Below are 16313 nucleotides of genomic sequence, written 5' to 3'. Positions count from 1 at the left end.
AATGTTTTGCAAAAAAAAGTAACATTTTGCGCAAATAATGATGGTCTAAATGAAAATAGACTCATATAAGCGCATATTTTCAGCACAAACCAGACTTTTTTAGCAAATTGTAAGCATGTAAAACATCACGAAAGCGCTCTTCTGAAGCACGATTACCACCATTGGAATCAGGATGGTGCTTTTTTACCAACTCTTTATATTTCATTTTGATGTCTTCTGCTGAAGCGTTTGCCTGTAGTCCCAGTGTATCAAAAGCTTTTGCTTCTAAGGGCTTTAATTTTCGTGAAAACTTATTGCTTGAATGCTGCCCAGTAAAAAGCGTGAAGGGATCGCGCATGCGATTTTGATAGGCCGCTGTTCCAGAGCGAATCTTTGCATAATTCGCGGCTGTTTTTTTCGATGTACCATTGCTCAGATCTGTAGGCCATGTCGGACGATGTCCTGTGAGAGCATCCTTTTGAAATTTTGCGATATCTTTATTGCTAAGACCAGAGAAGTAATTAAAATTCTTATTATAGGCGCGTACGTGTTCAATACAAAAATATAAATATTGTCCTTCGTGATTTCGACCTGCTGGTGCTTTATGGGACCCTGTTTTTTCACAACCTTCCCACTGACACTGTTGTGCTTCTGGCTCAGCTTTTTGTTTTTTATTTGAGCTTATGCGAATTGAATCGAATAATTTAGATGTTATTGTCATATTATTGGTTTATGCAAAATTGATTAATTTTACAAGAATTGACTTTTGAAAAATTTGTTTTCACACTTATTCTATTATGAAAAAGGTGTATTTTTGCACGTTCATTTTGTTTGAGGAATGAAAAATGTCTATAGAAACAATCATCAACAGAAAGCTTCAGGATGCTTTTCATCCGCAGAAACTGGAAGTGATTAACGAAAGTCATCTTCATGAGGGACATCCTCATGATGAACATGCTTTTGATGGTAAAGGAGAAACACATTTTCGGGTGAAAATTTTATCTTCTTCTTTTTCCAATATGACGCGTGTAGAAATACATCGAGCGATTTATCAAGTTTTAAAAGAAGAGCTTGCTACTTGTGTTCACGCTTTGGCACTTGAGGTTGAAACACTCTAATTTTTTGATGAGACGTTTTTAGGAACGGGGATGGGCCTTTTGATAGATTTTTAACAAATGGTCTGTATCGACGTGGGTATAGATTTGTGTGGTGGAAAGACTAGCGTGCCCAAGAAGTTCTTGAATGGTGCGCAAATCTCCCCCCCGTGATAAAAGATGGGTGGCAAAAGAATGGCGCAGTGTATGAGGCGTTGCAGTTTCTGGTAAACCAAGGCTTGCACGTAAATTACGGACAGCTTTTTGAATAATGGCAGGCTGTAGGGGACCACCCCGCGCACCACGAAACATGGGTTGGTTGTCTATTAAAGGATATGGGCAGCATTGAAGATAATTTTGTACGGCTTCGTAAACAATTTTTATGAGGGGAACAAGGCGTGTTTTGCCTCCTTTTCCAGTTATAAATAAACTTGTTTTTTCAGGATCAGAAAATTGTTCTGGTGTGAGGCTTAAGGCTTCTGATATTCGCATTCCACAGCCATAAAGAAGCATGAGGACAGCAGCATTACGCGCGGTAATCCAAGGTTCATTTTCCAGTTGATTTTCTTGTTTGACTATGTGAAGTGCTGATTTTATCGCTAAAGGTTTTGGGAGCGATTTGGGGTGTTTGGGGCTTCGGATAAGTTGAGCTGCGGGAACATTGACGATTCCTTCACGTGATAAGTATTTGAAAAAAGAACGGATGCCTGCTACTCCGCGGCTTAAAGAACGAGCACTTACATTATTTGTTCGCCGATAAGCAAGATAAGCACGCAAGTCACTAACGCGTAAATGAGCAAGATCTGTAAGGGTTGGTGTATGGCTTAAGTGTTGACAGAGAAAAGACAAAAATTGCCGCGTATCACGTTCATAGGCTTGCACTGTTTGTGCTGACATACGACGTGTTTGGGTAAGACACTCTAACCAATTTTTCCTTGCGTTTAAAATTGCATGGTCTGCTGGAATGAGAGGAATGTTTTCATCTTTTCTCTTGTCGTTTTTGATAGGCATTATCTAGTTGAGAGTTTCTTTCTTTTTAGATTTTTCATCGTTAGAATGACCATTCTTGTTTTGGGGTTTCTCTTCACGATTGATAAGCTGCTTTTCACCTTTGAGAGAGAGTATTTTCAAAAGATTGTGCGTTGACATCAAATGCGCAAAAATTAATCCTAAAAAGCCATTTTTATGAAGTTTGGCAAGTTGGCTTGCTGATAATTTATTCAATTTTTCTTCATCAACAACCCAAAAATGTTCCAATTGCGCTGAGAGACCTTTATCGTTTTTCACATTGATGGATTTTTGGCTTAGAAGATCCATTTCTACAAGAGCATCAATAAACTCAGAGGTTTTCTCCATAGCGATTTTAAAACTTTCAAGAAAGCGAATACGTTCTTCCATAAAAGGAGAAATAGAGCCATCGGAATTAAAAAGTTCTGTTCCTGCAACTTCATTAAACATACCGGACTGTTGATCAAAGCACACAGAAAGTTCTTTTTCATTGCTAATTTGTGCCAAAACAAAAGGGTAGCGGCGGACAAAAGCAGGAACATAAGTATTGTTTTTCCAACTTTTATCAGAAGCGATATAGTCATTTTCGTCATTAGAAAGACCGACAAGAGCTGCGGATGTGTAGTGCCGTTTTTTTTGTTCATCTTCAGCGCACATAAATAAAATAGGATAGTCTAGTGCTGCTTGAAAATATTCAGTACTTGCTAAAGGAACCCAATGAGTATCCTTGGCAAAAGACATATCACTTGGAGGAGCAAATTTTAGATTTTTATGGGAAATTTTGTTGATTGGTGTGATATCTTTGTAAAATAGCATAATATTTGCCATAAGACTTTCTCCTTTATTAATTTGTTTTTGTTACCAAGAAAGGTCTTTTAGAAGATTGTCTCATATGGCAACAAGATTGAATAGAAAACTATAAGATTGAAGGGTTCATTTTTGAGAGATAATATTTTTGCATGAAGTATAATAAAGAAAAGCTTAAAAATAAAGTCTGTCTTGCCATTATTGGTACGCCTCATGGTGTAAAAGGGGATGTTTTTGTTAGAATTTTAAGTGCTGATCCCCAGCGTTTCAAGTCTTATGGTACTCTTTATGATGATATGGGGCGTTCTTATGACATTGTAACTCTTCGCATGCAAAAAAATAAGGCGATTGTACGTTTTAAAGGGGTAGAAAATCGTAATACTGCTGAGTCTTTAAATGGTATTCGCCTTTATGTGATGCGTGATCAATTAATTGATGATTTGATGGAGGATGAGTTTTATCAAGTCGATTTAATAGGTTTGTGTGTCCAAGATTGTGGGGGGAAAATCTTAGGTGAGGTATGTGGTTTTTTTAATTTCGGGGCTGGTGATTTGCTTGAAATACGTTTGAATACGGGTAAAAGAGTTCTTATTCCCTTTAGTAAGGCGGCAGTACCAGAAATTTGTATGGACTCTGGTTTTCTTGTTGTTGATCCCATGGCAGCTGGTTTTAGCGATAGAGGAGAAAATGATAAAAAGGAAATAGCTTGAATCTAAAAATAAAGATGAAGGTAAAAAACAACAGATGAATTTCGTCAATAAAAAGTGGAATGTGTGAAAATATTAAAAATGCTCTTTTGAGCAGATATTGTAAGCACTTTATTTCGAAATAGTCCTGAATTTTTAGAGTCTTTTTTTAGTGTAAGTATTTAGAAGGATCGTATTGAATATGGCGCAGATCAAGGAGACTCAGATTAACGCTATGGCGTTAAAAGTACTTGTTTGTGCTATTTTTGCTATTATAGAATCTGTTTAAGAAAATAAGGATAAGAAATAAAATGAAATTTCAGGCGCGCGTTTTAACCCTTTATCCTGAAATGTTTCCTGGTTTTTTAGGGTATTCTTTAGCAGGGCAAGCTTTAGAGCGTGGAATTTGGTCACTGGAGACGGTACAGATTAGGGATTTTGCTTTAGACAAACACCATAGCGTTGATGATAAACCTGCTGGTGGGGGAGCTGGTATGGTAATGCGGGCGGATGTATTGGCGGCTGCTCTTGATTGCTGTCCACAGGATTCGCCAAGATTGTTGATGAGTCCACGTGGACGCCCTTTTGACCAAGCTTACGCGCATAGCTTGGCTCGTGATACGGGTGTGACGTTAGTTTGTGGACGTTTTGAAGGGGTTGATGAGCGAGTCATAGAAGCACGAGAATTAGAAGAAATTTCTATTGGTGATTATATTCTTTCAGGGGGTGAAACAGCCGCATTGGTTATCTTAGATGCTATTATACGTCTTCTACCCGGAGTGATGGGGAATGCAGCTTCTGCAAGGTGTGAAAGTTTTGAAAATGGCTTGCTGGAACATCCGCAATATACACGCCCTTCTCTTTTCGAAGGGCGGGGTATTCCGCCTGTATTGCTCTCAGGTCATCACAAAGCGATCGCAGATTGGCGTCAAAGCCAAGCCGAATTGTTAACACGTCAACGTCGCCCTGATCTTTATGCGCGTTATGATAAAAATCATCAGAAAACTTGATTCATATGATAAGGTGGTGTATTGCATGGCTCTCTTTTTAGAGAGTTTTTTATAAAAGGTTTTCTGTAGTTCCAAAATTAAAATGAAGGAATGGTGTATTCGCTCCTGTGTAAGACATAGCCTAAAGAGCTCCTTATTCTTAATAAAGGCTTTTTTGGTAAGAGTTGAGCGCTCTGACTGTTCGATAAAGAACGTGAAGGATAAAAGAAATGAATATTATCGCACAGCTTGAAGCTGAACAATGTGCAAAAATTGAAGAAAAGCGCCAATTTCCAGCATTTCAGCCAGGAGATACAGTCCGTGTTATGGTGCGTGTGACAGAAGGTACACGGACGCGTGTTCAGGCTTATGAAGGTGTTTGTATTGCACGTTCAGGTGGTGGGTTGAATGAGACCTTTACAGTACGCAAGATTTCTTACGGTGAAGGGGTGGAGAGGGTATTTCCTGTTTTTTCTCCTTTGATTGAAGGTGTTGAGCTGGTGCGCCGTGGTAAAGTGCGCCGTGCAAAACTCTATTATCTGCGTGGCTTGAGAGGTAAAGCTGCGCGTATCGCTGAAAAGAGAGATTATCGGAAAAAAGCTGAAAAGGTTGTTGAGAAAGTAGAAGCAGCAGCCGTAAGTACAGATGTTGAAAAGCAAGTTTCTGAGTAAAGATTATATCGGCTAAACTTTATGCAAAAGCGGCTTTTATGCCGCTTATTTGTGTCTTTCTTGATTCGTTTTGCCTTTTAAAAGGCTTGGAGGAGACATAAAAATGTTTAATCTATCAATTTTCCCTCTTTTTATTCTTAATCATGGGTGCAGTTTAAGAGACTATTGCATATATCGTGGATACTCAAAAGGATAAGTTTAATCTGAAAAAATGTCTGTTTATATTTGGAAAATATTTTAGACCTTTGACGTGAAGATAAAAGTGTATTAGATTAAGGCGAGTTTTGCGGATCATATCCGGGGAGTAATCGGTTTTTTTATGCGTGACCTTTAATCCGTTATTTGAGACAACCGACCTGTAATATCGGTATCTTGAGATGCCAAACAAGTAAAAACGAGAGAGTATGTTTAGTCGTTTTGCGCGAACTTTTTCGTTCATTGCGGTTGCAAAAACCAGGTCAGGATATTTTATGATAAACCAGGTCAGGATATTTTATGATAGAGACAACTAGGATAAAAGAGCGCCCTCGTTCCCCTCATATAAGCATTTATCGTTGGACAATTACTATGGCCATGTCTATTGCACACCGCATTACGGGTATGGCACTTTATGTTGGAACGGTTTTTCTTGCTGTTTGGCTAATTGCTATTGCGTGTGGCGAGGAGACATTTAGAACAGTTTACGAAATTTATAGTTCTTGGTTTGGATTGTGTATTTTGTTTCTTTATACTTTGGCAGGGGTTCATCACATGGTTGGTGGTGTTCGCCACATTGTTTGGGATCTGAAGCCTTGCCTTTTGGCAAAAGAAAAGGCAACAGTCACTGCGTGGGCGACAGTGTTTATTTCTCTTATTGTTACTTTTGCGATTTGGATTATTGGATATACCGTTGTTTAGCTGGGGGTGAAAAGAGATATGAAAAAAGATTTTCGAACGGAACTTGGAAAAGTACGGGGGCGTGGCAGTGCTCATGAAGGAACAGAGCATTTTTGGCTAGAACGTTTGACAGGGTTTATCAATCTACCACTTTTGATATTTTTTATTGTTCTTATTCTTTCGCTTGTGGGCAAGGATTATAGTATTGTGCGTGCACGGCTTGCACATCCTATTGTTGCTATTTTGATGGGATTGATGACTTTTTCGGTCCTTTATCATATGAAACTTGGTATGCAGGTGGTGATTGAAGATTATATTCCACGTGAAGGTTTTCGGATATTCTTTTTGACGTTAAATATTTTATTTTGTTTTCTCGTAGGTGGTATCATTATTTTTTCTCTTTTGAAAATTGCATTAGGGGGTTAAACAAGTATGGCGGGTACAGGATCATCTCTGGGCGCTAAAGCAGGTAACGCCCCTTATCGCACTGTAGATCATAAATTTGATGTTGTTGTTGTTGGGGCAGGTGGTGCAGGATTACGTGCAACATTAGGTATGGCGGAACAAGGATTAAAGACAGCTTGTATTACGAAGGTTTTTCCAACGCGCTCACATACGGTTGCAGCACAAGGGGGGATTGCTGCATCGCTTTCAAATATGGGGCCTGATAATTGGCAGTGGCATTTATATGATACCGTGAAAGGTTCTGATTGGTTGGGCGATACCGATGCAATGGAATATTTGGTGCGTAATGCTCCTGCTGCTGTGTATGAATTAGAACATTATGGCGTTCCTTTTTCGCGAACGCAAGAAGGCAAAATTTATCAGCGTCCTTTTGGTGGACATACGACACAATTTGGTGAAGGTCCACCTGTTCAGCGTACTTGCGCAGCAGCTGACCGTACAGGCCATGCCATTTTGCATACGCTTTATGGACAAAGCTTAAAGCATAATGCGCAATTTTTTATTGAATATTTTGCCCTCGATCTCATCATGACGGATGGGGTTTGTACGGGGGTTGTGGCATGGAATCTCGATGATGGTACAATACATCGTTTTTCTGCCAAAATGGTTGTTCTTGCAACCGGTGGTTATGGACGCGCTTATTTTTCTGCGACATCGGCGCATACCTGTACGGGTGATGGTGGTGGAATGATCGCACGTGCTGGATTGCCACTTCAGGATATGGAGTTTGTGCAATTCCATCCGACAGGGATTTATGGTTCTGGTTGCTTAATTACAGAAGGAGCTCGGGGTGAGGGGGGCTATTTAATCAATTCTGAGGGTGAACGCTTTATGGAGCGCTATGCACCTTCCTTTAAGGATTTGGCTTCACGTGATTTGGTTTCGCGTTGTATCACTCTTGAAATTCGTGAAGGGCGTGGCGTGGGACCTAAGAAGGACCATATTCATTTGGTTCTCAACCATATTGATCCTGCAATCTTGCACGAGCGTTTACCAGGAATTTCGGAATCAGCTCGGATTTTTGCAGGGGTGGATGTAACAAAAGAACCTATCCCCATCTTGCCAACGGTCCATTATAACATGGGGGGAATTCCTACCAACTACTACGGGGAAGTTCTCAATCCAACGGCTGATTCGCCTGATCGTATTCAACCAGGGTTGATGGCGGTAGGAGAAGCGGGATGTGCTTCTGTTCATGGGGCTAATCGCTTGGGGTCAAATTCATTGATTGATCTTGTGGTGTTTGGTCGTGCTGCTGCTCTTCGCGCAGGTGAAATTATTGATCGGAATGCAGAAATTCCACCCCTGAATGAAGCTGCTGTTGATGAAATTATAGCACGTTTTGATCGTTTGCGTTTTGCAAAAGGGGCGGTACCAACAGCGGTATTGCGTGAAAAAATGCAACGCACGATGCAAGAAGATGCGGCTGTCTTCCGTACAGAGGATTCTTTGCAACAAGGATGTCAGCGGATGAATAAAATCTGGGAGGAATTGTCTGATATCAAAGTTACAGATCGTTCTCTGATATGGAATTCTGATTTGGTTGAAACATTAGAGCTTGAAAATCTCATGGCGAATGCAATCATGACTGTTTATTCGGCGGAAGCACGTTTAGAAAGCCGCGGTGCCCATGCGCGTGAAGATTATCCAGAGCGTGATGATAAAAATTGGCGTAAACATACGCTTTCACATTTGTCAAAAGAGGGTAAGGTGACGTTATCATATCGACCTGTCCATGTGGACCCGTTAACATCTGAAGCTGATGGTGGGATCGATTTAAAGCGCATTGCACCTAAAAAACGGGTTTATTAAGGGGAGACTGAAATATGGTACAAATTAAGCTTCCTAAAAACTCTCAGGTAAAACCGGGAAAGGTTTGGCCTAAACCTAAAGGTGCTAAAAAACTAACAGAATTTCACGTTTATCGTTGGTCGCCTGATGATGAGGAAAATCCTCGTTTAGATACCTATTACGTAGATCGTTCTGCTTGTGGCCCGATGATTCTTGATGGGCTTTTGTTTATTAAAAACCATATTGATCCAACTTTGACACTTCGTCGATCTTGCCGTGAAGGCATCTGTGGTTCATGTGCGATGAATATTGATGGAACCAATACATTAGCTTGTACCAAAGGGATGGATGATGTAAAACATCCCATTAAGGTTTATCCGTTGCCTTCCATGCCGGTTGTTAAAGATTTGGTTCCTGACTTGAATCGCTTTTATGCGCAACACCGAGTTATTGAGCCTTGGTTACAAACAGTTTCTCCTGAACCTGCAAAAGAATGGTTACAAAGTCACTCCGATCGCCAAAAAATCGATGGCCTTTATGAGTGCATTTTGTGTGCGTGTTGTCAGACTTCATGTCCAAGTTATTGGTGGAACGGTGATCGTTATTTGGGGCCCGCTGTTTTGCTTCAAGCTTATCGCTGGATTGCGGATTCACGTGATGAGATGTGTGGTGAACGTCTTGATAATTTAGAAGATCCTTTCCGCCTTTATCGTTGTCATACGATTATGAATTGTGCCCAAACTTGTCCAAAGGGATTAAATCCAGCGAAAGCGATTGCTGAAATTAAAAAACTCATGGTTGAACGCCGCCTTTGAAAATTGACTGATTGATCAAAAGAAAGCGCAATGGAGAAAATTGTGCGTGTTTTTAGAGATTTAATCTCTAAAAACACATGGGTTGTTTATGAGGCATCAGTTGTTGTAACCATCTTAAGCATGAAATAATTCTTATAGAAGCAATCCTTGCAATGGCTGAGATTAAGAAAACTGATGGTTAAGTATTGTCTTCGAAAATTGACTAATCAGTGAACAGTAAAGTAAAAAACAGAAAATTGCGCCTGTTTTTTGTGCCTTTTTGAGGCTTAATCTCTAAAAATTTATTGGCTTCTATGAGGCGGTTAGTATAGTTATTATTGCCTTTAAAAAGGCTTTAGTTTTTTGAGTAGACTATAATTTAAATAGCATTCTATGTAAAAATAATAAAATCAATATGCCATGTGTTTTTATTTTTATTAAATTCGTATCAGAATTTGCACTTTGATGCAGATTCAATTAATCATTTTTTATAAAAAATGATAACTCTGTATAAATATAGCACAAAAAATAAATGCTGATACAAATATTATAACGCATGTAAATTATCTAAATGAAATACAAAGGAGTGATCATTATGACAATTCGTCATTTTACGACACATTTATTATAATATCGAAAACATTGCTAATATTCAGGGATTAGGAATTTTTGATAATATCATTATATATAAAGGTCATATTTTTATTTTAAAGATTGGATTGTTAATCGCATTAAACAACAAAATTTATAGTTCTCAAAAAATGGAGAACGTAAAATCCCTCTCTATTGTAGAGATGGATTATGCAGTTAAGGGGGTAGTAATTTAAAACTATTGTAACGTCATAGATTTAAATTCACTAAAGAGCAAATAAGACGTTTGAAAAATATCAAATTTATAGTTTTTCCCGAAAATTTAGAAAACACTAGTGAGAATTCTAAGAACACGTGTTGCGAATGTGGAATAAGGGCTGTTTATAGGTTCATTTGAGTTGAATGAATTCAATCATCAAGAAAACATGTTATATTTTTATGCGTTTCGTAGGTTTTGATTTTATATGTTTTTATCTATAAAAAATAGAGATTTCTAGGTTTAGGTCTTATTTATTATGTTAGAGGGTTTCATTTTTTCTTGTATATATGCTGAAGAAGATTATTTAAGCAGTAAAAGTGTTTCTTATTTTATTTTTTAGCATAAAAGATATTTCTTAACATGAAAGAGAGGTGCCTAAGTATTAACGATATAATCAGCCATTGTTTTGGTATTTATTCTGTTCTACCGTAAAAACACTATCGTATTTAGGATTTGGTAATTAGAGTGGTTAGAAGGTGAAATCTGCTAGGTGAGGGGGCGGATTGTTTGCAGATCAGTGAGTGTTAAGAAGCTTCGTCCTTTGAGGTGTGGTAGGTGGAGTCTGTTAGCTAATTACGTAAACTAGAGCGAAATATACGTGGACAGGTTTTTAACCTAACCTCTCTTATATATTGTGATAGGAAATTCACATTGATAAGGACTACGACCGGTTACAGAAAACAGAAATCATTGTGAAAAAACAAGCGTGCTTGTTTTAAAATTTTTAATATTTGTGATCATAAGGGCATGCAAAATTTCCTGTAGTATCACGCAGACCGTTCGTATTCTCGAGCCAAGAATTGTTCATATATCCTCTTCAATCTGATTTTCACGAATTGATGCAAGATATGGGTACGAACACCTGTAAGAATACGAACACCTGTAAGAATAAGCAGATGCAAAGCCAGTTGTATCATTATTGTTGCTTTGCAGAGTGTTTGATAAAAATCTGGAACATTTTTCCAATTCATTGCCGGTTTATTAATGACTTTATGGCGTTGTTTTTCTAAAAGAGCTTTTGCTGTTGCAGCTTTTACTTATCAGATGGGAGTTAAGAGTATTATGTATCTCTGTTGGCGTAATCTTTGAAAGTCGCTATACAGCCTCCTAATTTGAGGAGAATATGAAGCTGTAAAGGTGAAAACCAGTTTCCATTTTTAGCATCATTTTTTAATTCTGCTTTACGACTTCTAAAAGCATCTAGAGTAATGTCTTTTAAATAATAGAGATTACGCATTGCTTCACGCTTTTGTTTCTCTCGTTCTTTAATAAGATCGAAGCCCTTATGTAAAACAGAACGCTCCGAACCAAATACACTTTGCTTGTCAATTTACACGCCTGTTTTTAAGAAACCTTTCTTTAAGATGCCTAAGCTTATTTCATTACAGAGCTCGTGGATGGTATAATGGTAAAGCCCCGATGAATAATATAAAATTTATAGAGCATCTCCATTTTTACACTTCATAAAAGAGCAAGTTGGGCGTCATTAGACACTTTGCCAACTCCCAATGTTGTTACAATTTTGGGCATTTTGGATGGTTTATAAAAGGCATTTTTAGTGCTTTTTTGTACAGTTTCATTCTATACGGTTTTATTTACTTATAATGTGCAAGAGACATGGTTTTGGTTAATAAACAGCTTTGAAATGAGAGAATCCTACGGTACTAAGATCTTTTATCCAAAACGCAAAATAATGAACACTCTTTATAAGTCAATGTGATGCATCTTAAGAAGAGGGATTTTAGATCTATTCTTTTAGGAATTTTCGCTTTTTGAGGTGCAGAGAAGAGAGCCGGAATATTCAGAGTAGAGCTTACCTTATGGAATCTATGGATATCGTCTTTAGGAGAGGGACATAAGCCACGTAATATGGTTAGCAAAGCTTGTTTAAGAGAAATTTGGTTGTTTACGAACAACTGGAGGTTAAGAATCTTTCTTCGTCCGAAGAAGACGTCGATATGTCACTATACTTTTTATTACCAAATAGAATGTGGTTTATGGATGCTAAATCGAAATGATAATTTATTTCGTATGAGGTTTTCCATATTTGGAGATTGTTTGGTTAAAAAACATATTTATTAATCACTTGAAAATAGCGCTTAGAATTTTTAAACGATAAGTTTTGGTCTTGATGACGATAATTATTTGTGATGATCGAAAGTACCTATTTTACGAAGCTTTCATTGATAGGCGAATCAAAATTTATTCTTTTTTGCATCAAAGATACTTTTTCAAAAGGTAAATGGAAAGAATGATCAAAGGCAAGAGAATAAAGAAAGCCTTATGTATAATTTGGTTTTCTCGTAGAGTTGTTGTCTATTAACTTTTTTCTTTTTTTCTTCATGAAGAGTGTAGAAAATCCATTGGAGAAGCAAAGAGAATAGGAAAAGTTAAAAAAATAGCCGTAACAATTAGTTACGGCTATTTTTGTTTGCTTCATATTACCGAGAGAGGAAGCTCCCCTTAAGCGATTTTTGATTTAGCAAAAATCGGGTCGTAAAAGACTTCAGTGAGTTTTCTATCTTTAAAGAACAACACTACGTCAACTGTTGTATAGAGAACGATTTTTATCATTTCTAACTCGAGTTGCCGGCCAATTTCTGATCTTTTAATCAAGGTGGCACATCTCTCAAATGTCTGCAAAGCGCTGTTGGCATGCGTTGTTGTAATCGACCCGGGATGACCAGTGTTGAGCGAATTGAGATATTCCCATGCTTCATTGCCTCGCAATTCAGCGAGAAAAATTCTGTCAGGCGACTGACGCATACATGCATCTAGGCATTCTTCAGCTGAAACACGGCCTACATTGTTACCATAAATCATATGTACATGATTGGGATGATTGGGTAGAAAAAGCTCATGAACATCTTCAATTGTGATAATACGCTCCTCTACAGGAACCTTTTCAATTAAAGAGCGAGCAAATGTTGTTTTACCAGATCCTGTTTTGCCTGCAATAATAATGTTGCGTTTGTGAAGGACGCATTCTTCCAAAAATTCAAGAATTTTTCCCTCACGTTTACTTTGTAAGAGTTGAACTTCAAATGGTTCCAACCGTGTGAAGTCCTGCTTCGATAACAAGTTATTGGCTTCTTTTGCTGAAGGCTTATTAAAACTTACATCAGAAAAATCGTCAAATGCCCCTTCTTCTTTGAGTTCTTCTAACGTCTTAACTATGAGAGAATGTTTACGAATTACAAAGGAAAGAGCACCATCAACAACAGCTGGTGTTTGTATAATTGTACCACGTTGTCCACCAGGCAAGAGCACATAATTAATACTTCTGGGAGCCATACCGTTATAAACGATAATAGCTGTAATAAGCGTTTGCAAAAAAGTGGTTGTTAACTCTGGTACGCTATGTACTTGCCAACCCTTAAAGCTTTTCGTCCATACTTCACAGGGGCGGCAAATAGATAATTCAGTGATCGTGGGATCTTCTAAAAAACAATCAAGCGGTTGCAGAAGCTGAAAAACTGCTTGATCTTTTTGTATCGAGTTAACGTGTGACGAGACTGTAGACATCGCTGAAATCCAGATCACGAGCAACAAAAATATTTACTCGTTCGCCTTGGTTTTTGTAAAGTGTTGGTGTGATATTGATGGAATTTTGAAGAACATCGATTGCTATAGATTCAGCATTCTGAGCTCCTTTATTTTGTGAGTTATCTTTATTTTCTTTGCTGCTTTTACCAACTTTTCCTCTTACCCATTCTCCTAAATCACCGATAATGCTTACCATAATTGCACTACCAAATCTTTCCCAAAAATGTCTGTCAACCCAGCCACCAATACCTGCTTCACCCAGAGGACCTGTGCCTGGTGAGTCAAGATTGACAACAACACCAGAAGGCGTTTCAATGCGTAACCATTGCACAAATACGCGCGTTTGTCCTTGTTGTATGCCACTTTGGTAAAAACCAACGACTTTAGAACCACGGTCAAGCAAAACAACACGTCCACTTGTGGAATAAATATCGCGTGTTAAATGACACGTTGTCATTCCGGGTTGTGATGTAATGATTTTTGTTTCTAACGTACAATCTATTTGCGTTCCTTGTGTAATCAAAAAGTCACGGTTACGAAGTTGCATCGCATGTGATTGACCTAAACGCACGGGCTGAAGGTTATCAAATAATACGCCATTACCTCTATCATTATTTGATGCTTTATTATTTGTATCTGTAGATCCTTCGCTACCACCGTTGTTAAGGCTAGAACTGAGCATACGTTTGCGTGCTAATTCTTCAGAATCTTGGAGCATATGTGGAGGAATGGCTGTTTGAAGAAGTTTACTCAATGCCGGTGGAATATCCAAGTTTGAATCTTCTGTTTGTGTTGATTTTTCTGCTTCTTCTACAATCTTTGGCTCTTCTATAATCCGAGGGACATAGTTTGGTATAATTTGCTGTACTATTTGTTGTGGTTTTTCTTCCTCAACCTCCACGGTATTACGCATTTTAAAAGCTTTCCAAGTCAAGGAAATCGGTATCGCTACTATGACAATAAGTCCTACCATTAACAATGCACGGGTACCTGGAATTGTTGGACGACGTTCAGAACCTAGTTCGGACCCTCCATAGGTACCTTCAATATGTTTTTGTTCGACGTTGTCCAGTTTTGTACCTTTTCCCTCTCCTTCCTTATTGTCAAACATCATTTTCCTCCTTTATTGATACGATAAACCACCGAAGATACTGTCCCTGTTGTGTTTGGTACGCCATTGGGGTCATAAGCTTCATTAAAAACAGCTAGAGCGCGTTTACCAAGCCGTATAAGCCATTTAGGATTGACCTTATGAACGGCGATAATATCATTAGAACTGCCGATAACGGTGCGTGGTATTAAGCTTTCATTACCTTCAGCATCTACGACATAAATCGATGGCATATCCATGTTAGCGGGAAATTTAAAGTAAGTAATACGCCCATTGTCCCAAGCATTTATCGGAGCAATATCTTGGTGACCACTCATGGTATAACTGAGATTATAGCCGTTGACGCTTTGGTGAAAACCACGTTCAATCGCAAGGCGTCGATTGTTTTCTTCTGACTTTTCATCATTTGAATCGGGATAATGGAAAGCCAATTCATATGTTGATCCCGCACGGTCATTCCGAAATTGTAGTCGGAATTTATAACTCCGTTTGTCGGTTACAACGATGAGATTGGTATTGGCAAGTTCTGCTTTTGGTTTAATAAAAATATGCCGCCCTTTATGAGCAAAGGCATAGGCTTCAGAATCACCAAAGGCATGAGTTATGTACTGTTCACCTTCTTCAAGAATAATATGTGTTGCCACACCAAGAACTGTTTCAATTTGAACCACATCCGCTTCGTTATATGTTATATAGCGAATGCGGTGATCATATTGTGAATTTGATGGACTTTTGAGCGCCTGCACAGGTACCGTATAAAGAGAAGAAAACGAAGACAATAGAACAACGAACGCAAGTTTTTTCATAACAATCAATTCCTTAATCATTCAACAGTATTTCTGGGTCAGAACGGTAACTTGTTACTTGAAAACCAAGGGGGTTAAGCAATCGATCAGATGATTTCATGGGTGCACCAACATAGGTGTAACCAATTGTTGCAATTTGGTGCTGTTTTGGTCCAGTAGCAGCACCGTTGCTGTCAAGTTGCTGAGTCGTAAAACGTACAGTTGCTTGACCGAGTCCATTAGGCTGGATTGATCGTACTTTAACTGTGATACGTGCTTTGTTGGAAAGCACTTTGTCCCGTGCATTTTCTCCATCATAGATTTTATAATATTCTTGTTGAACAGATGCCGCACTTAAAAGTGCTGTCGTGTCATAGTTCAGTTGAATGGTATCGTAGTCGTAAGTTTCGCGGTTAAGCACATATTGATTTAGCCAATATCTATCTACAACTTCACCATAGCTTTCTTCGTGTTCACGCATGATTGAGATAACATCAACTGCACCCGTCGTATTATCAACGCGCAATACTAAGGGAGTTGGAGCTGGTTGAGAAAATCCAACAACTCCACATATCATACCGAATAAGCCAAAAAGACCCACAGTACTCGCAACACGCCATGCCGTTCTGCGCGACCTTATAAATTCATTGATAAGATCACGTTCTAAGCCACGGCTTTCTTCATAATAACTTCTAAGTTGTTCGGCTTTCACTGGTTTTGCTTGTTTTGTTTTCATCTGTCTCCTCGCTTGATTTCGGCAGGGATTGTTTTATTAATAGGCACACGGTTCCTATCATTGGGCTGTTTTAGCTTTGGTGCTAATGCACAAGCCGATAAAAGGTTTGCAATCAAAATTATAAG

At 38.5% G+C, this 16313-nt stretch carries 18 protein-coding genes; 8 read left to right on the top strand and 10 right to left on the bottom strand.

Going from position 1 to position 16313, the window contains the following annotated elements; translation table 11 throughout:
* Positions 1 to 79 precede the first annotated feature (79 nt).
* Positions 80 to 700 carry a J domain-containing protein gene (locus tag ACFILZ_RS00090; protein ID WP_375606021.1) on the bottom strand — a complete coding sequence of 207 codons (621 nt, stop codon included), beginning with the start codon at positions 698 to 700 and terminating at the stop codon, positions 80 to 82.
* A 124-nt stretch (positions 701 to 824) separates the two neighbouring features.
* Here ACFILZ_RS00090 and ACFILZ_RS00085 point away from each other — a divergent pair, with 124 nt between their 5' ends.
* Positions 825 to 1097 (top strand): BolA family protein, encoded by a 273-nt coding sequence (locus tag ACFILZ_RS00085; protein ID WP_375606020.1) that lies wholly within the window; start codon positions 825 to 827, stop codon positions 1095 to 1097.
* Positions 1098 to 1115: 18 nt separating this feature from the next.
* Here the strand turns inward: ACFILZ_RS00085 and ACFILZ_RS00080 are convergent, their stop codons facing one another.
* Positions 1116 to 2084: a tyrosine recombinase XerC gene (locus ACFILZ_RS00080; protein ID WP_375606019.1), complete on the bottom strand. Its 969-nt coding sequence runs from the start codon at positions 2082 to 2084 to the stop codon at positions 1116 to 1118.
* Positions 2085 to 2087: 3 nt separating this feature from the next.
* Entirely contained in the window at positions 2088 to 2909 is an 822-nt protein-coding gene (locus ACFILZ_RS00075) for a SapC family protein (protein ID WP_375606018.1), read from the bottom strand.
* 131 nt (positions 2910 to 3040) lie between these two features.
* Between ACFILZ_RS00075 and rimM the strand changes: the two genes are divergently transcribed.
* From rimM to ACFILZ_RS00040, 7 genes are all read left to right on the top strand, one after another.
* Positions 3041 to 3598, top strand: coding sequence for a ribosome maturation factor RimM (gene rimM, locus ACFILZ_RS00070; RefSeq protein ID WP_375609941.1), 558 nt, complete (start codon positions 3041 to 3043; stop codon positions 3596 to 3598).
* Positions 3599 to 3885: 287 nt separating this feature from the next.
* On the top strand, positions 3886 to 4584 hold the full coding sequence (gene trmD / locus ACFILZ_RS00065; protein ID WP_375606016.1) for a tRNA (guanosine(37)-N1)-methyltransferase TrmD: 699 nt from the start codon (positions 3886 to 3888) through the stop codon (positions 4582 to 4584).
* Between the two features lie 209 nt (positions 4585 to 4793).
* The gene (rplS, locus tag ACFILZ_RS00060) at positions 4794 to 5234 is read left to right on the top strand and encodes a 50S ribosomal protein L19 (protein ID WP_375606015.1); all 441 of its coding nucleotides are present in this window, start codon (positions 4794 to 4796) and stop codon (positions 5232 to 5234) included.
* Positions 5235 to 5729: 495 nt separating this feature from the next.
* A complete protein-coding gene (gene sdhC / locus ACFILZ_RS00055; RefSeq protein WP_375606014.1) occupies positions 5730 to 6131 on the top strand; it encodes a succinate dehydrogenase, cytochrome b556 subunit in 402 nt (133 codons plus the stop codon).
* Positions 6132 to 6149: 18 nt separating this feature from the next.
* Positions 6150 to 6536 (top strand): succinate dehydrogenase, hydrophobic membrane anchor protein, encoded by a 387-nt coding sequence (gene sdhD, locus ACFILZ_RS00050; RefSeq protein ID WP_375606013.1) that lies wholly within the window; start codon positions 6150 to 6152, stop codon positions 6534 to 6536.
* 6 nt (positions 6537 to 6542) lie between these two features.
* Positions 6543 to 8387, top strand: a complete 1845-nt coding sequence (sdhA, locus tag ACFILZ_RS00045) for a succinate dehydrogenase flavoprotein subunit (protein ID WP_375609940.1) — start codon at positions 6543 to 6545, stop codon at positions 8385 to 8387.
* A gap of 14 nt (positions 8388 to 8401) precedes the next feature.
* Positions 8402 to 9181 (top strand): succinate dehydrogenase iron-sulfur subunit, encoded by a 780-nt coding sequence (locus ACFILZ_RS00040; protein ID WP_375606011.1) that lies wholly within the window; start codon positions 8402 to 8404, stop codon positions 9179 to 9181.
* A 1596-nt stretch (positions 9182 to 10777) separates the two neighbouring features.
* Here ACFILZ_RS00040 and ACFILZ_RS00035 read toward each other — a convergent pair.
* From ACFILZ_RS00035 to ACFILZ_RS00005, 7 genes are all read right to left on the bottom strand, one after another.
* Positions 10778 to 10981 (bottom strand): hypothetical protein, encoded by a 204-nt coding sequence (locus tag ACFILZ_RS00035; RefSeq protein ID WP_375682323.1) that lies wholly within the window; start codon positions 10979 to 10981, stop codon positions 10778 to 10780.
* 89 nt (positions 10982 to 11070) lie between these two features.
* Positions 11071 to 11247: a hypothetical protein gene (locus ACFILZ_RS00030; RefSeq protein WP_375609939.1), complete on the bottom strand. Its 177-nt coding sequence runs from the start codon at positions 11245 to 11247 to the stop codon at positions 11071 to 11073.
* Positions 11248 to 12473: 1226 nt separating this feature from the next.
* Positions 12474 to 13535, bottom strand: a complete 1062-nt coding sequence (gene virB11, locus ACFILZ_RS00025) for a P-type DNA transfer ATPase VirB11 (protein ID WP_375609938.1) — start codon at positions 13533 to 13535, stop codon at positions 12474 to 12476.
* The gene (gene virB10, locus ACFILZ_RS00020; protein WP_375609937.1) at positions 13510 to 14667 is read right to left on the bottom strand and encodes a type IV secretion system protein VirB10; all 1158 of its coding nucleotides are present in this window, start codon (positions 14665 to 14667) and stop codon (positions 13510 to 13512) included. The genes virB11 and virB10 overlap by 26 nt, the downstream gene beginning before the upstream one ends.
* Positions 14667 to 15473: a P-type conjugative transfer protein VirB9 gene (gene virB9 / locus ACFILZ_RS00015; protein WP_375606008.1), complete on the bottom strand. Its 807-nt coding sequence runs from the start codon at positions 15471 to 15473 to the stop codon at positions 14667 to 14669. Before virB9 ends, virB10 begins: the two co-directional genes overlap by 1 nt.
* Positions 15474 to 15486: 13 nt before the next feature.
* Positions 15487 to 16188 (bottom strand): virB8 family protein, encoded by a 702-nt coding sequence (locus ACFILZ_RS00010; RefSeq protein ID WP_375606007.1) that lies wholly within the window; start codon positions 16186 to 16188, stop codon positions 15487 to 15489.
* Complete coding sequence (locus ACFILZ_RS00005) at positions 16185 to 16310, bottom strand: TrwH protein (protein WP_375607609.1); 126 nt, start codon at positions 16308 to 16310, stop codon at positions 16185 to 16187. The genes ACFILZ_RS00010 and ACFILZ_RS00005 overlap by 4 nt, the downstream gene beginning before the upstream one ends.
* Between the last annotated feature and the right edge of the window lie 3 nt (positions 16311 to 16313).

It is taken from the genome of Bartonella sp. AP40SXNS, assembly GCF_042195825.1.
GTDB lineage: Bacteria > Pseudomonadota > Alphaproteobacteria > Rhizobiales > Rhizobiaceae > Bartonella.
Note: the sequence above shows the minus strand (reverse complement) of the source record. Positions and strands in the feature narration are given on the sequence as shown.

Excerpts from the sequence above, each read along its gene's own strand:
- ACFILZ_RS00090 (WP_375606021.1), bottom strand. The coding sequence starts at position 700 with ATGACAATAACATCTAAATTATTCGATTCAATTCGCATAAGCTCAAAT.
- ACFILZ_RS00085 (WP_375606020.1), top strand. The coding sequence starts at position 825 with ATGTCTATAGAAACAATCATCAACAGAAAGCTTCAGGATGCTTTTCAT.
- ACFILZ_RS00080 (WP_375606019.1), bottom strand. The coding sequence starts at position 2,084 with ATGCCTATCAAAAACGACAAGAGAAAAGATGAAAACATTCCTCTCATT.
- ACFILZ_RS00075 (WP_375606018.1), bottom strand. The coding sequence starts at position 2,909 with ATGGCAAATATTATGCTATTTTACAAAGATATCACACCAATCAACAAA.
- rimM (WP_375609941.1), top strand. The coding sequence starts at position 3,041 with ATGAAGTATAATAAAGAAAAGCTTAAAAATAAAGTCTGTCTTGCCATT.
- trmD (WP_375606016.1), top strand. The coding sequence starts at position 3,886 with ATGAAATTTCAGGCGCGCGTTTTAACCCTTTATCCTGAAATGTTTCCT.
- rplS (WP_375606015.1), top strand. The coding sequence starts at position 4,794 with ATGAATATTATCGCACAGCTTGAAGCTGAACAATGTGCAAAAATTGAA.
- sdhC (WP_375606014.1), top strand. The coding sequence starts at position 5,730 with ATGATAGAGACAACTAGGATAAAAGAGCGCCCTCGTTCCCCTCATATA.
- sdhD (WP_375606013.1), top strand. The coding sequence starts at position 6,150 with ATGAAAAAAGATTTTCGAACGGAACTTGGAAAAGTACGGGGGCGTGGC.
- sdhA (WP_375609940.1), top strand. The coding sequence starts at position 6,543 with ATGGCGGGTACAGGATCATCTCTGGGCGCTAAAGCAGGTAACGCCCCT.
- ACFILZ_RS00040 (WP_375606011.1), top strand. The coding sequence starts at position 8,402 with ATGGTACAAATTAAGCTTCCTAAAAACTCTCAGGTAAAACCGGGAAAG.
- ACFILZ_RS00035 (WP_375682323.1), bottom strand. The coding sequence starts at position 10,981 with ATGAATTGGAAAAATGTTCCAGATTTTTATCAAACACTCTGCAAAGCA.
- ACFILZ_RS00030 (WP_375609939.1), bottom strand. The coding sequence starts at position 11,247 with ATGCGTAATCTCTATTATTTAAAAGACATTACTCTAGATGCTTTTAGA.
- virB11 (WP_375609938.1), bottom strand. The coding sequence starts at position 13,535 with ATGTCTACAGTCTCGTCACACGTTAACTCGATACAAAAAGATCAAGCA.
- virB10 (WP_375609937.1), bottom strand. The coding sequence starts at position 14,667 with ATGTTTGACAATAAGGAAGGAGAGGGAAAAGGTACAAAACTGGACAAC.
- virB9 (WP_375606008.1), bottom strand. The coding sequence starts at position 15,473 with ATGAAAAAACTTGCGTTCGTTGTTCTATTGTCTTCGTTTTCTTCTCTT.
- ACFILZ_RS00010 (WP_375606007.1), bottom strand. The coding sequence starts at position 16,188 with ATGAAAACAAAACAAGCAAAACCAGTGAAAGCCGAACAACTTAGAAGT.